Here is a 17397-nt window from a genome sequence, read left to right as displayed (position 1 = left end):
GCCTTGAAGGGCACGCCCTTTTCTGTCAGGTACTGGGCGAGTCTGTCCTTGCATCTCATCTCCACTCCCTCCTGTCTGGTTGGACTGTGGAGGCGCCGCGAGCACGATGGGCGCTGCGTGGCGATGGGTGCGTTGGATTGGCGGGCCTCGCGCGATTCTCCTCTGCCTCTATGATACACCCACTGGGCGAAAGCGTCAATGCCCGTTTGGCGCTTTGTGGGTGCGTGGATAGAATGGGCACAAGGATGGGATGCTTATGGACGAAATCCCTCTGTTCCCATTGCGCACGGTGCTTTTCCCGGGAATGCTCATGCCGATCAACGTCTTTGAGCGGCGATACCTGGAGATGATCGCGACCTGCCAGGCGGAGGGCCGCGTGTTCGGCGTTGTCCTCATCAAGGAGGGGCAGGAGGTAGGCGAGCCCGCGGTGCCGCATCGCGTCGGCACCTCGGCTCACGTCATCCGCGCGGAGCGGAATGCCAACGACGGGGGCCTGACTATCGTCGTGGTGGGCCGCGAGCGGTTTGTGATTCGCGAAATCCTCCAGAAGCGCCCGTACCTGGTGGGAGCGGTGGAGCCGTTCCCCCTGGAAGGCGTGGACGATCCCAGGGTCGGCCGCCTGGCGCATCGGGTCAAGGATGACCTGCGGGCGTACATGGGGTTGCTGGGGCGGGTGTCGGGCACCGTGATCCAGGTGGAGCAGTTGCCCGATGAGCCTGAAATCTTGGCATGGGTGATCGGCGTTGCGCTTCAAATCTCTTCGCTGGAGCGGCAGGAACTGCTGGAGTGCGCCGATTTGCCCGCGCTCCTTGGGCGCGAGTTGCGGCTGCTGAACGTGGAGCAGAAGTTGTTACAGTTCATGGCGCGCACCGAGGACGACCAGGAGCGCTGGAACACGTTCCCGTTCACCCAGCGGCCCCCGAATTGACGGAGTTGCGATGCGCATGGACATTGACCCGCCCGCGATGACGCCCTCGCCCCTATCCGCAGAGCAGATTGAGGTTCTTGCGCGCCATCCCTCGGACAACCCCCTGGTGGAGAAGCGCGCTCACTATCTCCTGCGCAGGCTGAGCAAGACTATTCGCGACTACGACATGATTCGCGGCGGCGACCGCGTGGCGGTGGCCGTGTCGGGCGGCAAGGACAGCCTGTCGCTCCTGGATTTGCTGTTGCGCCATCGGGCCATCGCCAAGGACAAGTACGAAGTCATCGCCATCCACGTGGCGACGGAACCGCCTTGCGGCGGGTGTCTTGCGCCAGATGATTTGGCCGCCCTGTGTCGCGCCTATGGCGTGCCGCTGTTCGTGGAGCGTGTCGCCGAAGCCGAGTTGCGCGACCGCGAGCGGGGGGAGATCACGTGTTTCGGCTGCGCGTTCCAGCGGCGAAAGGCGCTGTTCATCGCCGCGCACCGCGAGGGGTGCAACCGCATCGCCTTCGCGCACCACCGCGACGACGCGGCCACTACGGCCATGCTGAACCTGTTTCGGCATGGCATTCTGCTGGGCCTGGAACCGGTGCGGGTCATGTTCGGCGGCGTGCTGACCCTCGTCCGTCCGCTGCTGGGGGTTGACGAGAGGCGGCTAGTGGAGTTCACCCAGGCGCGGGGAATCCCGCCGCAAGTCTCGCGATGCCCCAACGCGGCGACATCCGAGCGGGTGCGCATGGCGGCCATCCTGCGGGAACTGGAGCGGGAATGCCCATCTGCCAAGGCGAATCTGCTGAAGGTCGTCGCGCGCGCTATGGCGCCAGGCTCTCAAAACGAAGCGGTTGCGCGCGAGTAGCGGCGGAGCGGGCATCGGCAGCCGCAATCCCCCTCGCGGGACTTTACCTTGGCAAGGAGCGATATGGATTTCAACGAGTATACTCGGTTTGCCGTGCAGATTGCCCAGGAAGCAGGCGCGGAACTGAAGCGCCGCTTCCATGACCATCATAACGTGCGAAGCAAATCCACGCCCAACGATCTGGTAACCGAGGCGGACGAGGTGTCGGAGAAACTCCTCGTGGAGCGCATCCGTCGGCGGTTCCCCGACTACGGCATCCTGACCGAGGAGGGGACGTCCACGAGCAGCCTCGCCAGCGAATGGCTGTGGCTGCTGGATCCGCTGGACGGCACGGTGAACTACGCCCATGGCTTGCCGAGTTTCAGTGTGAGCATCGCCCTGGTTCACGAGGGGCGTGTCGTGTGCGGGGTGGTGTACAGCCCGTGCCAGGACTTGCTGTTCGTGGCCGAGCGTGGGAAAGGCGCGTGGCGGGACGGGAAGCGGCTGCACGTGTCCAAGGCGGCGTCGCTGGCGCAGGCCATGCTGAGCACGGGATTCCCCTACCGTATGGTAGGCAATCCCGAGAACAATCTGCCCGAGTTCGTCCAGGTTGCGTTGCGGGCGCAGGCCATCCGCAGGCTGGGTGTGGCGTCGCTGGATTTGGCTTGGGTGGCGGCGGGCGTGTTGGATGGCTACTGGGAGCCCAACTTGCAGCCCTGGGACTGGGCGGCGGGGGCGCTGCTGGTGGAGGAGGCAGGGGGGCGCGTTACGGACTATGAGGGCCGCCGGTGGACTGTGGGGACGGCGCGGCTGGTGGCGACGAACGGCCGCTTCCACGGCGAGTTGCTGGAGGTGCTCCGACACGCCGGCAATGAGCAGTCTGGCGCACCGCTCACCCCGTAGCCCGCTCCGTCTTCCGCGCGCGGATCATGATGGACGGGATGATCCTCGCGCGGATGAATTCGGGCCACCGGTGCACGTTGACTGTTTGGAGGAGGTACTCGTACAAGAAGATGGGCCCCATCAGTGCCAGCGGGAGTTGCAGCACGAAGCCCCAGCGCGGCAAGAATCGCGGCTCCAGCCACGTTACCGCGAAGCCGTGGCGCCTGACCAGCGGACAGATTTCCGCCAGCAAATACACGTGGAGGTGAAACCCCACCGACCGTCGGCCATGCCATAGGCGCGAGGGAGTGAAGAACAGGTAGCACCCATCGGGTTTCAGGACCCGATGAACCTCGGCGAGGTGTCGGCTCAGGTCGGCGGGGGCGAGATGCTCCACCAGGTGCTCGCTTACCACGTAGTCAAACGACGAAGCCTCGTACCGAAGATCACGCGCATCGCCGTATTCGTAGCGAAGACTGAGCCCCTCCTGGCCCGGCCTGGCGCGCGCCCGCTCCAGGGCGATGGTTGAGACATCAATGGATACGACGGAATTCCCGCGTTGCGCCAACAGGTAGGAGGTGGCCCCATCGCCACAGCCCACTTCCAGCACGCGCTTTCCGGTGCCGATTTCGCGCAGCACGGCGACTCGCGAGCGGTCCATGCCGCGGGGGTTGACCTGCGCGTAGATGTCTCCTTCGCCGCCCTGTTCTTCCAGAAACCAGGCGTGCAGTTCATCGTAGGCCCGCTGGAAGTCCTCGGTCGTCGGATTGTGCAGCAGGCGCTCGCGCCACTTCTGTTCTATTTCGTACTCTCGTTGCGTCTTCACTCGCTGTTGGGGCATCTGCCGACCCTCCGCGCTTCTGTACATAATTATAGTATAGCAGGATTGTATCCCGCATGCAAGCGCAGCTTGAGGCCGGTGCCATCTACGCGAGCCGCCTGTGGCGTGCTTGCGGATTCTTCGCTTTGACACCGGCTACGGTTCTGCTATGCTGCGTGCAAAAGCGGCGCTGTGCCACGGGGAGGGCGGGATGGAAGTCGGGAGTGAGTGGGAGTTTCATCCGGTAACCCCTGAACGTTGGGGCGACCTGGAGGCGCTGTTTGGCCCGCGGGGCGCGTGCGGGGGTTGCTGGTGCATGTGGTGGCGGCAGACGCGGGCAGAGTTTGACCGGCAGAAGGGCGAGGGCAACCGCCTGGCGATGAAGGCCATCGTGGAGGCGGGGTGGGTGCCGGGTATCCTGGCCTATGCTGGGGGCGCGCCCGTGGGCTGGTGCTCGGTGGCCCCGCGCGAGGAGTTCTGTGCGCTGGCGCGGTCGCGGGTGCTGCGGCCGATTGACGACCAGCCGGTGTGGTCGGTGGTCTGCTTCTTCATCGCGAAGCCGTACCGACGTCGCGGCCTGACCGTTGCCCTGCTACGGGCCGCCGTGGACTACGCTGCGGCGCACGGCGCTCGCATTGTGGAGGCCTACCCGACGGAGCCGAAGAAGGCCGATGCGCCTGTCGTGTTCCTGTACATGGGGACGGTGTCGGCTTTTCGCAAGGCCGGTTTCGTGGAGGTGGCACGCGGGTCAGCGTCGCGGTTCATCATGCGGTACACGATTCGCGGCTGATGCCTTCGCCGTGCGCGGCTCTGCGCAGAACGCGAGGGGCCTGGCGCTGTTGCCAGGCGCAATGGGAGAGGCGCGAGCACGATGTTTTTCGCTGCGTTTGTTGGGGAGCCGACGGGCTCGTCTGCGTGGGCCGATGCTATGCAGCGGCACGCCGCCTGGTTGGGTCTGTCGGCGCATCTGTACTCGCGCCTGTTGGCGGACGGCAGGACGTTTGCCTTTGGCTGGGCCAGCATCCGCGCGCCCGACACAGCAGCACTCGTGAGGGACGGGGCGCAACGCTGCACCATTGTCCCATTGGACGTGCCGACCCGCGAGCACGCCCTGACCGAGGAACCCCCCAAGGGCTTCGGTACCCATGCAACTCGCATGGACGTTTCGCTGACTTCGGGGGAGGTGTGGGTAACAGTTCCCGTGCTATCTCTGGAGAAATTCTACTACGCGCGAACGGGCGACGGTTGGGTACTGAGCAACGACCTGCGCCTGATTGTTCGCATCGTCGGGCTTGACATAGACGTGCGTGCGGTCTACACGCTCTTCCAGTATGGCTCTGTCCCTTCGCCGTTGACCCTATCGCGCAACGTGCTGCGGGTCGTTCCAGGGCACACGTTGATTCTTCCCGCCGACTCGGGCGAGGCGCGACTCCAGCGTTTCTTCAGCATCGGCGACTTGGTGGAGGAGAGGCGGGAGCGCGATCCGGAGGAGTACGTCCTTGTCGCCATGGATACGGCGATCGCCCGCACGCAACCGCCCGTGGTGGTGCATTTCAGCGGCGGCGTGGACTCGGCGCTCGTGGCGGCGCGGCTCGCGGCTCTGCGTCGCACGGACGCGCGCTTGCAGCGCTTCACCCTGGGGCCATCTGACCCATTCCATGAAATGGCTCCCGCCATGGCCCGGCACCTGGGCCTGGAGTTTGAAGAGGTGTACTGGAATCCGGCGGAGATTGTCCCTATTCTGCAGAGTCTGGCGCAAGAATATGCCGCGCCCCTGGCCGACCCTGCATCTCTGCCCACGTTGATGCTGATACAAGCCATGGCGCAATGGGCAAGCCTGCCTACGGCGGTGCTGACCGGCACGGGAGCGCAGTCGCTGTTCGCATCGGGGCGCAAAGCGCGACTGTTCCGGCGGCTCTATGCTGTGCCGCGCGCCTTGCGCCGATTGGTCGCCGCAGCATATCCGGCGGGCCTGTGGCGTGGCACGTCCAGGCTGAGTTGGTTCGTCGGCGCAGTCAACAAGACGGCGCACCTACCCGCGGAATATGCGGCGGCAGGCGGCCATTCCAGCATGGACGGGTTTGCGTTTCGCATTCCGCCGCACGTGCGCGCCGAAATGGAACGAGCCGCACTCGCGGAACTGGACGCGCTGGCCGGGGACGCCGACCTGTCCGACCGCATCTCTATTTCCGGTGGGCTTCGCAATAGTATGTGCCAGTGCGGCGCGCGAGTGTTTGACCCGCTCCGTAGGCGCGGCGTAGGTACGGTGATGCCTTTCCTGGAGCCGGAGACGGTGCGCGCCGCCTTCTCGCTCTCGTGGGACGAAAAATGCCTCGGCGGTGAGCCGAAGGGGCTGCTCAAGGAACTCCTGGCGCGGCAAGTCCCGCGCGAGTGGGCCTATTGGCCCAAGGGGCGGTTTCTGCTCCCGTACTACGAGACCTTCCGACATTCGGCTGCCCGCGATTACGTTCGGGATGTGGTCTTCGCCAGGGACAACCCCATTCTCTCGTTCTGCAACGCTCGGAATGTAGAGGCCATCTTCCGCCGAGTGGAGGCGGGCCAGCCGATGCATGTCGGCGTGAGGCCGTTTGTGTGGACGGTTACGTTCCTCTCGGCGTGGCTACACGGCCTGCGTGCGGGGTGAGGACGTTGCCACCGGTTGGCAGTAATTGACAGCAGGGTGACTCGGCGCTAGAATACGCTCACCCGCCGAGGACGCGGAATCTCGTGTTGCGAGTGAGTGCCCATGGCCCGACCCCCGCGCCTTCTCCGAACCGAACAGCCACTGCATCGGCCCCTGACGTGGGGTGATGTTCTGGCTCTTCTGTTGGTCGCCGTTCTGCTATATGTGGGCGTGCGACTGGCGTTCGGCGCTCCGGTTGTGGTGGAAGGGCCGACCATCTCGCTGAAGCCGACGGCGCTGCCCTGGTATGCTGTGCTGTCGGTGGGCCGCATGTTGGCCGCCTACGCGCTGTCCATGCTGTTTACGCTGACCTACGGGCGCTGGGCCGCGTACAGCCGCCGTGCCGAGTCGGTGCTCATCCCCTTGCTGGATGTGCTGCAGAGCGTGCCCATTCTGTCGTTCCTGCCGGTAGTGCTCTTGAGTTTGAGCGCCATCTTGCCCGAGAAGATGGCGGCGGAACTGGCTTCCGTTGTCCTCATCTTCACCAGCCAGGTGTGGAACTTGACCTTCGCGTGGTACCAGTCGCTGAAGACGATCCCGCAGGAACTGCGCGAGGCCGGCACCATCTTCCGTTTCAACGGCTGGCTGCGATTCAAGGCGCTGGAACTGCCTTTCGCGGCGATCAGCCTGATATGGAACAGCATGATGAGTTGGGCGGGCGGGTGGTTCTTCCTGATGGCCGCGGAGATCTTCACCGTGGGCCAGCGCGACTTTCGTCTGCCCGGCCTGGGCGCGTATCTCCAAGAGGCAGCCAATCAAGGCAATGTAGGCTCTATCCTGTGGGGCGTGGGGACGCTAGTGTTGGTGGTTGTGGCGCTGGATCAACTCGTTTGGCGGCCACTGCTTGCGTGGTCTGACCGGTTCAAACTGGAAATGGTGGAAGGCGAGGAGCCGCCCGCATCGTGGTTCCACGACGCGGTGCGCCAATCGCGCCTTGCCGACTGGTTTGCTAGGGCCGTCTTGCACCCCATCAGCGAGCGGCTGGACGGGTATCTTGTCCGCCGTTTCCCGGCGCGGGATGCACTGGCGCAGGACGGGCGGAAGGCATCGTGGCCGGGGCGTGTGCTTGTCGTACTGGCGGGCGCTGCGCTGCTGTACGGGGCCTACCGCGCGGCGCTTCTGCTGTTTGCTGTTCCGCCAGCACAGTGGCTTCATATCCTGGAAGGAGTCGGGGCGACCCTGCTGCGGGTGGGAGTAGCGCTGACGGTGGCGCTGGCGTGGACGATCCCCGTGGGCGTGGCCATCGGCACCAATCGGCGCATTGCCGCCTGGCTCCAGCCGATTGTGCAGATTGCGGCGTCGGTGCCAGCAACGGCGTTGTTTCCTGTGCTGCTGCTGGCGCTCATTGGCGTGTCAGGTGGGCTGGAGGTGGCGGCTGTCCTCTTGATGCTGATGGGCACGCAGTGGTATCTGCTGTTCAACATCATCGCGGGGGCCTCGGCCATTCCGCAGGACTTGAGATACACCACAACACTGCTGGGGCTTGGGCGATGGGAACGCTGGCGCACGTTGATCTTGCCCGCGCTGTTCCCGTACATCATCACCGGTGCGATTACGGCCAGTGGCGGGGCCTGGAACGCCAGCATTGTGGCCGAGCACGTGGAGTTTGCCGGCCGCACCTTGAAGACCATTGGCATCGGCGCGCTGATCGCCGAATCCACCGGCACGGGCGACTATCCGCTGCTCCTGGCCGCCACGCTGTCCATGGTGTTCGCGGTGGTTCTCATCAATCGGCTTGTCTGGCGCCGGTTCTATCGCCTGGCCGAAGAACGATATCGGATGGAGTAAACCATGGCCACAAACGGATACCTGCTTGAACTTCAGCACATCAGTCAGTATTACGGCAGTGGCTCGCGCCAGTTCATCGCTGTGGAAGACGTCAATCTGACGTTGCGAGAGGGCGAGTTTGTGGCCCTGCTAGGTCCGTCGGGCTGCGGCAAGAGTACGCTGTTGCGCATCATCGCGGGCCTGCAACGTCCCAGCGGGGGCGTGGTGCTGTATCGCGGCGCGGCTTTGCAAGGGGTGAACCCTCACGCGGCGATTGTTTTCCAGACGTTTGCCCTTTTCCCATGGCTCACGGTTCTGGATAACGTGGCGGTGGCGCTGAAGGCGCGGGGCGTGCCCGAACCAATTCGGACCACGCGCGCCGTGGACCTGCTGGATAGGGTGGGCCTGGACGGGTTTGAGACGGCATACCCACGCGAACTGTCGGGCGGGATGCGCCAGAAGGTGGGATTTGCCCGCGCGATGGCCGTGGAGCCGGAACTGTTGTGCCTGGACGAGCCATTTTCCGCGCTGGATGTCCTGAGCGCCGAGGCGCTGCGGGGCGAATTGCTGGAGTTGTGGACAAGCGGGAGCATCCCCACTCGCGCCATACTGATGGTAACGCACAACATTGAGGAAGCCGTGTTCATGGCCGACCGCATCGTGGTCATGGAGAAGGACCCGGGCCGCGTGGTCGCCGAGTTGGCGGTCCCGCTTCCGCACCCGCGCCAACGCAAGCACCCGGACTTCCTGAAAGTGGTGGATGAGGTGTACGGCATTCTGGCTGGCCAGACTCAGCCAGAGCATGTAGAGTTGGGGAGCGCCCCCGGCGAACCAGGCCGTACCCGGGCGCTGCCCCATGTTACCGTGAACCAACTCGCGGGCCTTTTGGAGCAACTGGCCGAGGCGCCCGGCAATCGCGCCGACCTGTACCGCCTGACCGAAGACCTCAAGGTGGACTCGGATCACCTGCTGATGCTCACCGAGGCGTGCGAACTGCTGGGGTTCGCGACGGTTGACAAAGGCGATATCATGTTGACGCCGCTGGGCGAGACCTTCGCCGATGCCAGCATTCTGGCGCGCAAGGAAATCTTCCGCACCCGCATACGGCGTCTGCCGTTGTTCAAGTGGCTGTTTGCTATGCTGCGAGCGTCGGGCCAGAAACTTCAGAGCGAGGTGGTGAAGACTGCGCTGGAACTGGAGTTCCCGCCCGACGAAGCAGCGCGGCAGTTGGAGACGGTCATCAACTGGGGCCGCTATGCGGAACTGCTGGCCTACGACGACAGCGATGAGCGCATCTACCTGGAGCCGGCCGAGGGCGCGTCCACAACCGAGAAAGTCGCGTAGGCCAGGCAACGCGCATCTTTACGGTGCGGGCGGGACGAATCGCACCGCTCCCACCCAGATGTTCACCCATCCCACGGCCAGCGCGAGTGCGTTCAGGGCCAGCCAGATCGCGCCTGCTGTGCCTGCCAAAAGTTCGCGCGCAACGTGGCGGCGGAAGAACAACATGTCTATGGCGTTGGCGGCGGGATGCGAGGCGATGTAGAGCCCCAGCAGGACGCCGATGACCCCATCGGCCACGTCCAAGCCGGTGAGCGTGCGGAGGTAGTAGAGAGCCCCCACATAAGCAAGCCCCAACAGCGAAAGGCCCGCCAAGGCTTCGCTACCCCGGAACGGCCGCTGTGCTGCCATTGTATTCCTCGCCGTGCTTCGGCTAATCGGCCGGTATGGTCCAGATTTGCACGCCCAGAGTGCCTACGGCGACCAGGGAGCGCCCATCGGGGCTGAAGGCCAGATCCCAAACGACGCCGGCTCCGGGGAACGTCAGAGACTTGGTTTTCTTTTTCACGTCCCATACCTCTACAGCGCCGGACAAGTGGCCGAGTGCCAGTTGTGTACCATCGGGGCTGAAGGCCGTCGCGCGAGGGTTGCCGGGGAACTCCGCCACGTTCTGACCTGCGCGCATGTCAAAGAGATACGCCTTTCCAGGCGACGCGCCAGCCTGAAGGAAGAGCGACGGGCAGGCCAGCAAGGAGCCATCTGGGCTGAAGGCCATGCGGGGATAGCCCAGTGCGTAGGTCGTCTGCCCCTGCTGTAGATCGGGGAAGGCGCGGATCACGAATTTGTCCTTCTGGGCCTGCCAGTCGGCGACTATGACCAGGCCATCCTGGCGGGCCATTGCTAGCAGGCGCGTGTGGCTGTAGGCGATGCCCACGACCTGCGACGGCCCCTGGGTATAGGCCACCTTGGTGCCGTCGTCTGCATCCCACATCCACACATAGCCATCCCTGCTGCCGGTGAACAGCCACGCGCCGTAGTCGGCAAAGGCCACGCCGGCAACCTCGGCGGAATGCTCGATTAGGCGATGCTTCCGTTCCCCCGTATTCGCGTCCCATACGATGGCGGTCTTGTCGGCGCTGCCCGACGCGAGGAGTGAGCCATCGGCGCTGAAGTCCACAGTACCGACCATGCCGCTGTGCTCTTTCATGCGGCGCACTTCGCGGTTCTCGCGGATGTCCCATAGGATCACCTCGCCGTCCAGAGTGCCGAAGGCCACCCATCGCCCACTCGGGTGAAAGGCCACACTGCGCGCTCCGTCAATGGGGATGACGGCTTGCGGCGTAGCGGTGGACATGGGGGTGGCTGTGGGTTTGCGGGCGGGCGTGCTAGTCCAAGGGGGTTCTGTGGGATGGGCCTTTGTGGCCACTGCGACTGTGCCGATAGGCACGGTACGCCTGGCCGTAGGGCTTGAAGTTGCGGGGCCAGCGCACGCTACCAACAGGACAAGACCTCCCAGCGAGACAGCGAAGGATACCCATTGTTTGTTTGCCATAATCTGTACCTCCCTAGCCGCCGTAGGCGCCGGGCGGGTTGCGTCGCCGCGGCCTAGAACCCACCGCTGTGGGCAGCCGTTGCTTACTCGTCCTTGTGGGCCAAAGGGAGCAACAGGTGCAGTTCGGATTGGCTTCGGTAGTACTCTACGGTGGGGGCATCGGGGGCCATGGTGAAGCGGCGCATGAGATCGGCAAAGATGTCGCCGATTTCATCCACGTGCTTGGGCCAATCCCGTAATTTCACTCGGGCGCAGGGGCCCCCTTTGACGCGCAACACCGGGAATCCCAGCGCCGCGGCTTCCTCGTCGTGGGTCACCTCCACCGCAGCATAGTAGGCAAGTTTGTCGCCTTCGCACACTGTGAGTCCGTAGAATCGTCGCCCCTTCAAGGATGGCTTGGCGGCTTCCAGGCGATTCCACGCATCCTTGATGCCTTCCGGGAACGTGTGCGCTCTGCAAACGGCCAGGAGCAAGGCGGGCATCGTTACCACGGTCGCCCGATAGTTCATTTCGTTCTCCCTTCCGCCTTCTGGGCGGAGCAGACGTGGCTGGCCACGCGGGTTCTGCGCCCTAGCCGATGCGCACCTTGCCGTTGAACAGGATGAGCAGCACACCGAGGCCGACCAGGACGAGACTGGTGAGGCCAGGGGCAGCCTCGCGTGCCGGGGCGTTCAGGCCAGGCCACGCAGGCAGATAGCGGACGGAAATCCGAGCGCCTTCGGCGGGGAGGGTCGTGATGTTGAGCGCTTCCTGATTCCATGAGCCTGCATAGGGCTGGCCATTTGCGGTGAACTGATACGTGATTTGATACTCGTGCTCCTCGCTGTCCGACACGGAGACGTCCGTGATGACCGCCGTCGCCGATTCACCGAAGATGCTCAGAATCGGCCCGCGCAGCCCCAGGAAGATGAGCGCCAGGCCCGCCAGCACGGCCAACACACGGCCCAGGACGGGAGTCCGCGTTTTCTTCGGCATGGCTTCGGCGACGGCGCACGCCTGGGCCTGGGCGCGCGAGTCGGTCGGGGCGCTTGCCTGCGGCGGTGGTGGCGGGGCCGCCGGCGCGACCGGCCGGCCGCACTTACCGCAGAACCGCGCGTCGGGGCCCAGCGCCGCGCCGCACTGTTCACAGTAGCGTTGTTCACCTGCGTTCATGGACTCCTCTTTGCGTGGGTATGTGAGCAGCCTATGGGCTTTGGCCTGGATTGGTCTGGGGGCTATGCGCTCTTGTACACCAGGCGTCCTTCCACCTTGGCGTTTAGGTTCTGGTTGTTGCGGAAGTACTCCTCCAGCACGTCCTGGATGGATGTGCTGACGACTTTGGGCTTGCCGTGGGCGGTCAGTTCATCGTAGGTGATGTTGAGGTAGACCGCCGCGTTGTTGACATGGTAGCCTTGGAGCACCAGCGTGTACAGCGCCTCACCGTCCACGGGCTTGCCGCGCACCTCCAGGGATTCCAGTTCGCGCTTCGCCTCGGTGTACGCGGCGCGGACGCCGCGATTCACCTGGTAGCATTCGCCTTCGCCGTCTCGGTTTTCGGGGCGCATGACGTGGGCGAAGATGCGTTTCAATTGCCCGCCGGTGACGGTGAAACGGGTCAGCGCGTCGTCAAAGGGGAAGCAGGAGATGAAATTGCCCAGCGTGAGGATCGGCCCCAGTTCCTTCAGGCGAATGGAGCCGCTCCCGACCATGACCACATCGCTCTCGGTGTATTCGGCCAGGGCGTCGGCCACCAGGTTGCCCAGCGCCGTTTCCTCCTCGCGTTTGGGGTGGGTGAGCACCGTCGCGAACCTGCACAGGATCGCGTTGTACTTGCGGTCCACCTCATCTTTGAACGAGGCGATGAAGTTGTGCAAGCCCTCGTCAGGCTCGGTGATCTCGTCCGTGATGGGGATGAGTCTCCAGGTATAGTCCACGATGGAGTTCGTGTCGTCGTCCACGACGATGTCAAATCGCCCGATCTGGTCGGTGCCGACGCCGGCCTGGGCGATGAGCACGCCGTTCACCTCCACCGGCGTGCTGAGGATCGTGTGCGAATGCCCACCGATGATCATGTCCACGCCCCATTCGGGCTTCAGCAATTTGGCCAGTTCCACGTCGGAGTCAAACCCGATGTGGGTGAGGAGCACGGTTAGGTCTATGTCGTCGTTCTTGTAGGCGTTGCAGATGCGGCCTACCTCGTCGCTGGCCTCTTGCAGAGAGATGAACGTGCCGATGACGGGGTCGGTTTTGAGGGCGTCAATGACCTTGTCGGTGATGATGCCGATGAACAGGATGTCAAACCCCGCTTTGTTGATGATGTGGTACGGGCGCATCAGGCGTTTGTTGTAGGGCTTGATGTACAGGTTGGCGTTGACAATGGGGAAGTTCGCCATGCGCTCCAGGAACAGGAGGTGCGGCAGGCCGTAGTCAAACTCGTGGTTGCCCAGGGATACGACGTCGGGCGAGAGGTAGTTCATGATCTCAATGGTGGAGATACCCCTGTATTCGGTGTCAATGATGGAGCCTTGTACCATGTCGCCAGCGATGACGTACAGAACGTTTTCCTCTTCGCGGCGCACCTTGTTGACATAGCCGGAGAGCAGCGCCAGCCCTCCGATGAGGCGGCCCTCCGCTCCGCGCATTTCGGCCAGAAAATCGCCGTGCATGTCGTTGGAATGCAGGATTGTGAACCTCTTGGTATTCATCGGCTCCCCTCCTTACGGATGTCGCACCTCATGTCATTAGGCCGGATTCTTTCGCCGCGTGCGGACTTACCGCGTCGTTCTGCGTTTCGCGGCTGTGGCGACATGGGCCTGCGCCAGCGCCGCGACCTGGTCCAGCAGTTGTGGCGGGCAGTAGAGCCGCAGCAGCGACCGCCACGAGTTGCTGAGCGTAACGACCCGAAGGCGGCGGTGCACCGTAACGCGCCGCACCTCGCGCCAACTGACGCGCTCGCCATAGCCCGACGGGCCTGCCGTGGATGAGAAGGCTACACCTGGCCGCCGCGCCAGCACGCCCAGCACCGCCATCAGCCACCGGAAACGGCGGCCCTGGCCCGCATCTTCCATCTGCGCGCCCCTCGCGTCCACGACGAAACGGGCGCGGTAGCGGTTGCCGTAGATCAGCAGCGTAGCGATGAGGAAGAGTGCCGCCAGGATGCCCGCGACGAGCGCCAACACGGATGGGGGCAGCCATGCGGGATCGCCCGCAACGAGGCTCATGGCGAAGACGAAGAGTTCCATGATGAGCAGGCTTGCCGCGACCACGCGCAGGAAGTCCCACCAGATGAACGGATTGGTCGCCAGCGGCAGAGCGTAGTCCCAGGTGAGGGTCTGGCGCTCCCCACCCGAATTTTCGTCGTCCGGCATATTTGCGCCTCGCGTGAAGTAGCGCCACTGTAGCATGGCGCGGGCGGGCTGTCAAGCGCCAGGTGGCGCGCCGTGCGTTCGGCTCCCTACCCGCGTGCGGCGTTGGGCTTGGCCACGTAGACGCCCGCCATGTCCGTGCCCAAGAAACCGGCGTCGTACATGCGCTTGTCCACGGGGCGCAGGTTGTGGGCGGCTTCGGCGTCCAGCAGCGGGTAGTGGCGCACCCGATCCAGCCGCGCGCCGATGATCTCCAAATCCTGCTCGGTAGTCATCCAGTGGATGCTGTCAAATACGCTCAGGTCCAGGGGGCGCGAGTAGGCGCGAAGGGTCTTTTCCCCCAGCGTGTTGAAGTATTCCTCAAAGTACGAGAGCGCCAATTCGCGCAGGTTGCGAAAGATGGGTTCGTGGTAGCGCAGGCCGACGAAGTTGGACTTGGCGACGGCTCCCCAGTGCCCTCGCCACCGATAGACGGCGATGACGTGGTCGTCGTCGTTCTCGGCGCGGAGGTCCACGACAAGCGGGGGGTGGCCGTGGAAGCGCAGGGCCGCCGCCGCGAAGATCGCGCCCTCGGTGCAGTGAGCGCAGCGATCGCGGAGCACCCGCCTCGGCGAGCGGGTCTGATGGTCGGTGGTGTAGGGGATGCTGTCCAGGAAATCCTGCACCCGCGCAGGGGTGCTGAGCGAGGCCAGGATGGCCTGTTCTTCGTCGGTCCAGAGCGAATGTAACGACATGCGTGCTCCCGCAGTGATGGTGTGGGATGTGGCCTTGGGCCTTCTGCACGCCATTATGGGGCGAGGCGCTGCGGATGTCAAAAAGACGACGTGTGCGGGATTCACGGCTGGGGGTGCGGGGTGAAGGGCCTGGATTTCACCGTCGAGGACGCTGCGACCCACAGCGGGGCGCACGACGTTGACAGGGATGCGAAAACGGGTATGATAGCGCCGCGCGCCGGGGAATGCGCCTATGGCCTCGCGTTCCGACGGCAGGCGCGGTTGGTGCAATTGCAAATCCCGCTGTTGTCCGTGGCGAAAGACTGTTGCGACCGGGTGGTGCGACATGCTTGAATTGCTGAAGCCAGCGTCGTTTATGCTCCTCTCGTGGGTGGGCCTGTTCGCGGTGTTCAGCGGCGTGGGCCTGTTGGGGTTACGATGCGCGCCGCGACTCGGGCGGGTGGTGCCCTTCCCGCGCAGGGTGTTCCTCGCGTTCTGGATCGGCTGGGCGCTGACGCTTGCGCTTCTCCAGATTTGGCACATCTTCTTCGCCGTCAACTGGCTGGCGCTGACGGTGGTGTGGCTTTTGGGCCTGGCGGGGCTGGGGCTGCACTGGCGCGACGTGTGGGCGCTGATCCAGGCGGAATGGCGAGGGCGGAAGCGGGTCTGGCTGGCCACGGCGATCATCGGCCTGTGGTTCGCCAATCTAGCCACGGCGGGCACGGCCAACTACGACGATGCTCTGTACCGAATCCAATCCATGCTCTGGGCGAAATCGTATCCGATCGTGCCCGGGCTGGGCAACGTGCATGGGAGACTGGCGTTCAACAGCACGTACTACCTGTACGCGGCCATGCTGGACGCTGGCGAATGGACGGGTCGGGCGCTGCATCTGGCCAGCGGTTTGTTGGCCACCGTACTGATGGCGTATGCGGTGCGGAGCCTGGCGGCTCTGTTTGTGGGGCGCGACAGCGAGCGCGCCTATCGCCTGTACTACGCGCTGTTGCTGGCGCCCGTGATGGTAGAGGTCTCCGGCGGCAACATCGCCACACTGTCTCCCTCCTTGCCGGTCTTTGTCCTTGCGGTGCTGATGCTGGGGCAGTTGCTGGGGTTTCTCGCGCGGTCCGGGGAGATGGAGCCGGCCGAGGCGCAGTTCTGGCTTGTCTGGTTCGCGCTGATGGCGTGCGCCGGGGTCGTGGTGGAGCGGAGTTTTGCCGTGTTGGGCATAGGCATTTTCGCCGTGGCGCTCGGTGTGGAAGTGGCGCGTCGCCCCGGGCGTGCGCCTCGCGAGATTGTCGCAATCCTCGGGCGGAGTTGCGCGGCGGTCTTGCTGGTCGTCGTGCCGTGGATGGCACGGGGCATTATCCTGAGCGGCTACCCGGTGTACCCGAGCACCTTCGGTGCGGTCAACGTGCCATGGCGCGTGCCCCGCGCGCTGGTCGCCAGCGAGGCGAAGTGGCTACAGTCGTGGGTGCGCACGCCGCAGGTCTTCTGGGCCGACGTGCTGGCGGATATGGCGTGGGTACGCAAGTGGGCCGACAGCCTGCCGGCGGACGTGCCTCGGGCCATTGGCGTCGCGCTCGTGGCGGGATTGGCCGGGCTGTTCGCCCCCAAGTGCGGCGGACAGGCGAGCCGCAAGCGCCTTTGGCTCGTCCTGCTACCGCCCATCGTGGCGTTGGTCGCGTGGTTCTTGACGGTTCCCAGTCCCCGCCTGGGGATGGGGGCGTTCTGGGGGTTGGCGGTTGGGGCTTTGACCGTGGCCGCGACGAGGCTGGTGGGCGAGACGGATGCGGGAGAGTTGCCGCAATCGGGCTTCGTGCTCGCCATCGTGCTGGCCTTTTTCCTGTTTCTGTCGCCCATCCGCACGCCGTATTTGGTAGCGCCTGGGTCGGATGCCGGTTTCAGTGCCTTGCCGAAAACGGCGTATCAGAGCCGCGTAACCAACGCAGGGTTTGTAGTGTACCTGCCGAAGGAGGGCGACCGCTGCGGCACTGCGCCGCTGCCCTGTGCCCACATGTTCCGCCCGAATTTGGGGGCCGTCGTAGTGGCCGGACGCTACGGGTTTATGCTGGATGATTCCATTCGCTATCTGGACATCAACGGGGCCATCGCCATGCCGAATGAATCGGGCCTGAGCGTGCTGTACCAGTCGGGATGGTACGGTCCGGACCCCGGGACGGGCGTCCGCTGGATGCAGGCCACAGCGCGGATGCTCATCTACACTGAGAAGGCAAGAACCGCGCATATCTTGCTCACGCCGGTGAAGATGCACGTTCGCGGCACGTTCGGGGACTTCGGTCGGTTGCGCATTTTGGTGAACGGGCGGGAGATCGGCACGTTTGACATGCGCAAGGATGTGCTGACGGATGTAGCGCTCCCGCTGGGGCGCGATTTCAACCTCGTTACGTTCCGGTATCTGGGCGGCAGTTTTGTGCCCAAGGACTCGGTGCCCGGCAGCCTGGACGAGCGAACCTTGGGCATTGGGTTCTATCCGATTGAGGTGCGCTAGAGGGTTTGGGGACGCGAATTGCGCGAAGGGGATTTGGAACGCAAACCTCGCGACAGGGCGCGAAAGGGCGCGAAAGACGCGAAAGG

The 17397-nt window shown here is 64.4% G+C and carries 16 protein-coding genes; 8 read left to right on the top strand and 8 right to left on the bottom strand.

What is annotated here, in order from left to right:
* Positions 1-256: 256 nt before the first annotated feature.
* The 3 genes from H5T65_00135 (at position 257) to H5T65_00125 (ending at position 2663) form a co-directional block, all read left to right on the top strand.
* The gene (locus tag H5T65_00135; GenBank protein ID MBC7257637.1) at positions 257-928 is read left to right on the top strand and encodes an LON peptidase substrate-binding domain-containing protein; all 672 of its coding nucleotides are present in this window, start codon (positions 257-259) and stop codon (positions 926-928) included.
* 16 nt (positions 929-944) lie between these two features.
* On the top strand, positions 945-1781 hold the full coding sequence (locus tag H5T65_00130) for a hypothetical protein (protein MBC7257636.1): 837 nt from the start codon (positions 945-947) through the stop codon (positions 1779-1781).
* 63 nt (positions 1782-1844) lie between these two features.
* Positions 1845-2663, top strand: a complete 819-nt coding sequence (locus H5T65_00125; GenBank protein MBC7257635.1) for an inositol monophosphatase — start codon at positions 1845-1847, stop codon at positions 2661-2663.
* Here the strand turns inward: H5T65_00125 and H5T65_00120 are convergent.
* Positions 2653-3468, bottom strand: a complete 816-nt coding sequence (locus tag H5T65_00120) for a class I SAM-dependent methyltransferase (protein ID MBC7257634.1) — start codon at positions 3466-3468, stop codon at positions 2653-2655. The genes H5T65_00125 and H5T65_00120 overlap by 11 nt on opposite strands.
* 205 nt (positions 3469-3673) lie before the next feature.
* On the opposite strand from H5T65_00120, the gene H5T65_00115 reads away from it, so the two are divergent.
* The 4 genes from H5T65_00115 (at position 3674) to H5T65_00100 (ending at position 9256) form a co-directional block, all read left to right on the top strand.
* Positions 3674-4252, top strand: coding sequence for a GNAT family N-acetyltransferase (locus H5T65_00115; protein MBC7257633.1), 579 nt, complete (start codon positions 3674-3676; stop codon positions 4250-4252).
* Positions 4253-4390: 138 nt separating this feature from the next.
* Positions 4391-6106 (top strand): hypothetical protein, encoded by a 1716-nt coding sequence (locus tag H5T65_00110; GenBank protein ID MBC7257632.1) that lies wholly within the window; start codon positions 4391-4393, stop codon positions 6104-6106.
* A 102-nt stretch (positions 6107-6208) separates the two neighbouring features.
* The gene (locus H5T65_00105; GenBank protein ID MBC7257631.1) at positions 6209-7933 is read left to right on the top strand and encodes an ABC transporter permease subunit; all 1725 of its coding nucleotides are present in this window, start codon (positions 6209-6211) and stop codon (positions 7931-7933) included.
* Between the two features lie 3 nt (positions 7934-7936).
* Positions 7937-9256, top strand: coding sequence for an AAA-associated domain-containing protein (locus H5T65_00100; protein MBC7257630.1), 1320 nt, complete (start codon positions 7937-7939; stop codon positions 9254-9256).
* A gap of 18 nt (positions 9257-9274) precedes the next feature.
* Here the strand turns inward: H5T65_00100 and H5T65_00095 are convergent, their stop codons facing one another.
* The 7 genes from H5T65_00095 to H5T65_00065 form a co-directional block, all read right to left on the bottom strand.
* Positions 9275-9604, bottom strand: a complete 330-nt coding sequence (locus tag H5T65_00095) for a hypothetical protein (protein ID MBC7257629.1) — start codon at positions 9602-9604, stop codon at positions 9275-9277.
* 22 nt (positions 9605-9626) lie between these two features.
* Complete coding sequence (locus tag H5T65_00090; GenBank protein MBC7257628.1) at positions 9627-10547, bottom strand: WD40 repeat domain-containing protein; 921 nt, start codon at positions 10545-10547, stop codon at positions 9627-9629.
* A 281-nt stretch (positions 10548-10828) separates the two neighbouring features.
* Positions 10829-11254: a GyrI-like domain-containing protein gene (locus H5T65_00085; GenBank protein MBC7257627.1), complete on the bottom strand. Its 426-nt coding sequence runs from the start codon at positions 11252-11254 to the stop codon at positions 10829-10831.
* A gap of 61 nt (positions 11255-11315) precedes the next feature.
* Positions 11316-11897 carry a zinc-ribbon domain-containing protein gene (locus H5T65_00080; GenBank protein ID MBC7257626.1) on the bottom strand — a complete coding sequence of 194 codons (582 nt, stop codon included), beginning with the start codon at positions 11895-11897 and terminating at the stop codon, positions 11316-11318.
* 62 nt (positions 11898-11959) lie between these two features.
* Positions 11960-13429, bottom strand: a complete 1470-nt coding sequence (locus tag H5T65_00075) for a bifunctional metallophosphatase/5'-nucleotidase (GenBank protein ID MBC7257625.1) — start codon at positions 13427-13429, stop codon at positions 11960-11962.
* A gap of 66 nt (positions 13430-13495) precedes the next feature.
* Positions 13496-14092, bottom strand: a complete 597-nt coding sequence (locus tag H5T65_00070) for a hypothetical protein (protein MBC7257624.1) — start codon at positions 14090-14092, stop codon at positions 13496-13498.
* 86 nt (positions 14093-14178) lie between these two features.
* Positions 14179-14823: a hypothetical protein gene (locus H5T65_00065; GenBank protein ID MBC7257623.1), complete on the bottom strand. Its 645-nt coding sequence runs from the start codon at positions 14821-14823 to the stop codon at positions 14179-14181.
* Positions 14824-15148: 325 nt separating this feature from the next.
* Between H5T65_00065 and H5T65_00060 the strand changes: the two genes are divergently transcribed.
* Complete coding sequence (locus H5T65_00060) at positions 15149-17311, top strand: hypothetical protein (protein MBC7257622.1); 2163 nt, start codon at positions 15149-15151, stop codon at positions 17309-17311.
* The last annotated feature ends 86 nt before the right edge of the window (positions 17312-17397 follow it).

The organism is Chloroflexota bacterium (assembly GCA_014360805.1).
Lineage (GTDB): Bacteria > Chloroflexota > Anaerolineae > DTLA01 > DTLA01 > DTLA01.
Note: the sequence above shows the minus strand (reverse complement) of the source record. Positions and strands in the feature narration are given on the sequence as shown.

What these genes read in the sequence shown, in the direction of transcription:
- H5T65_00135 (MBC7257637.1), top strand. Translation starts at nt 257, where the DNA reads ATGGACGAAATCCCTCTGTTCCCATTGCGCACGGTGCTTTTCCCGGGA.
- H5T65_00100 (MBC7257630.1), top strand. Translation starts at nt 7,937, where the DNA reads ATGGCCACAAACGGATACCTGCTTGAACTTCAGCACATCAGTCAGTAT.
- H5T65_00070 (MBC7257624.1), bottom strand. Translation starts at nt 14,092, where the DNA reads ATGCCGGACGACGAAAATTCGGGTGGGGAGCGCCAGACCCTCACCTGG.
- H5T65_00065 (MBC7257623.1), bottom strand. Translation starts at nt 14,823, where the DNA reads ATGTCGTTACATTCGCTCTGGACCGACGAAGAACAGGCCATCCTGGCC.
- H5T65_00115 (MBC7257633.1), top strand. Translation starts at nt 3,674, where the DNA reads ATGGAAGTCGGGAGTGAGTGGGAGTTTCATCCGGTAACCCCTGAACGT.
- H5T65_00060 (MBC7257622.1), top strand. Translation starts at nt 15,149, where the DNA reads ATGCTTGAATTGCTGAAGCCAGCGTCGTTTATGCTCCTCTCGTGGGTG.
- H5T65_00090 (MBC7257628.1), bottom strand. Translation starts at nt 10,547, where the DNA reads ATGTCCACCGCTACGCCGCAAGCCGTCATCCCCATTGACGGAGCGCGC.
- H5T65_00075 (MBC7257625.1), bottom strand. Translation starts at nt 13,429, where the DNA reads ATGAATACCAAGAGGTTCACAATCCTGCATTCCAACGACATGCACGGC.
- H5T65_00095 (MBC7257629.1), bottom strand. Translation starts at nt 9,604, where the DNA reads ATGGCAGCACAGCGGCCGTTCCGGGGTAGCGAAGCCTTGGCGGGCCTT.
- H5T65_00085 (MBC7257627.1), bottom strand. Translation starts at nt 11,254, where the DNA reads ATGAACTATCGGGCGACCGTGGTAACGATGCCCGCCTTGCTCCTGGCC.
- H5T65_00130 (MBC7257636.1), top strand. Translation starts at nt 945, where the DNA reads ATGGACATTGACCCGCCCGCGATGACGCCCTCGCCCCTATCCGCAGAG.
- H5T65_00105 (MBC7257631.1), top strand. Translation starts at nt 6,209, where the DNA reads ATGGCCCGACCCCCGCGCCTTCTCCGAACCGAACAGCCACTGCATCGG.
- H5T65_00080 (MBC7257626.1), bottom strand. Translation starts at nt 11,897, where the DNA reads ATGAACGCAGGTGAACAACGCTACTGTGAACAGTGCGGCGCGGCGCTG.
- H5T65_00125 (MBC7257635.1), top strand. Translation starts at nt 1,845, where the DNA reads ATGGATTTCAACGAGTATACTCGGTTTGCCGTGCAGATTGCCCAGGAA.
- H5T65_00110 (MBC7257632.1), top strand. Translation starts at nt 4,391, where the DNA reads ATGCAGCGGCACGCCGCCTGGTTGGGTCTGTCGGCGCATCTGTACTCG.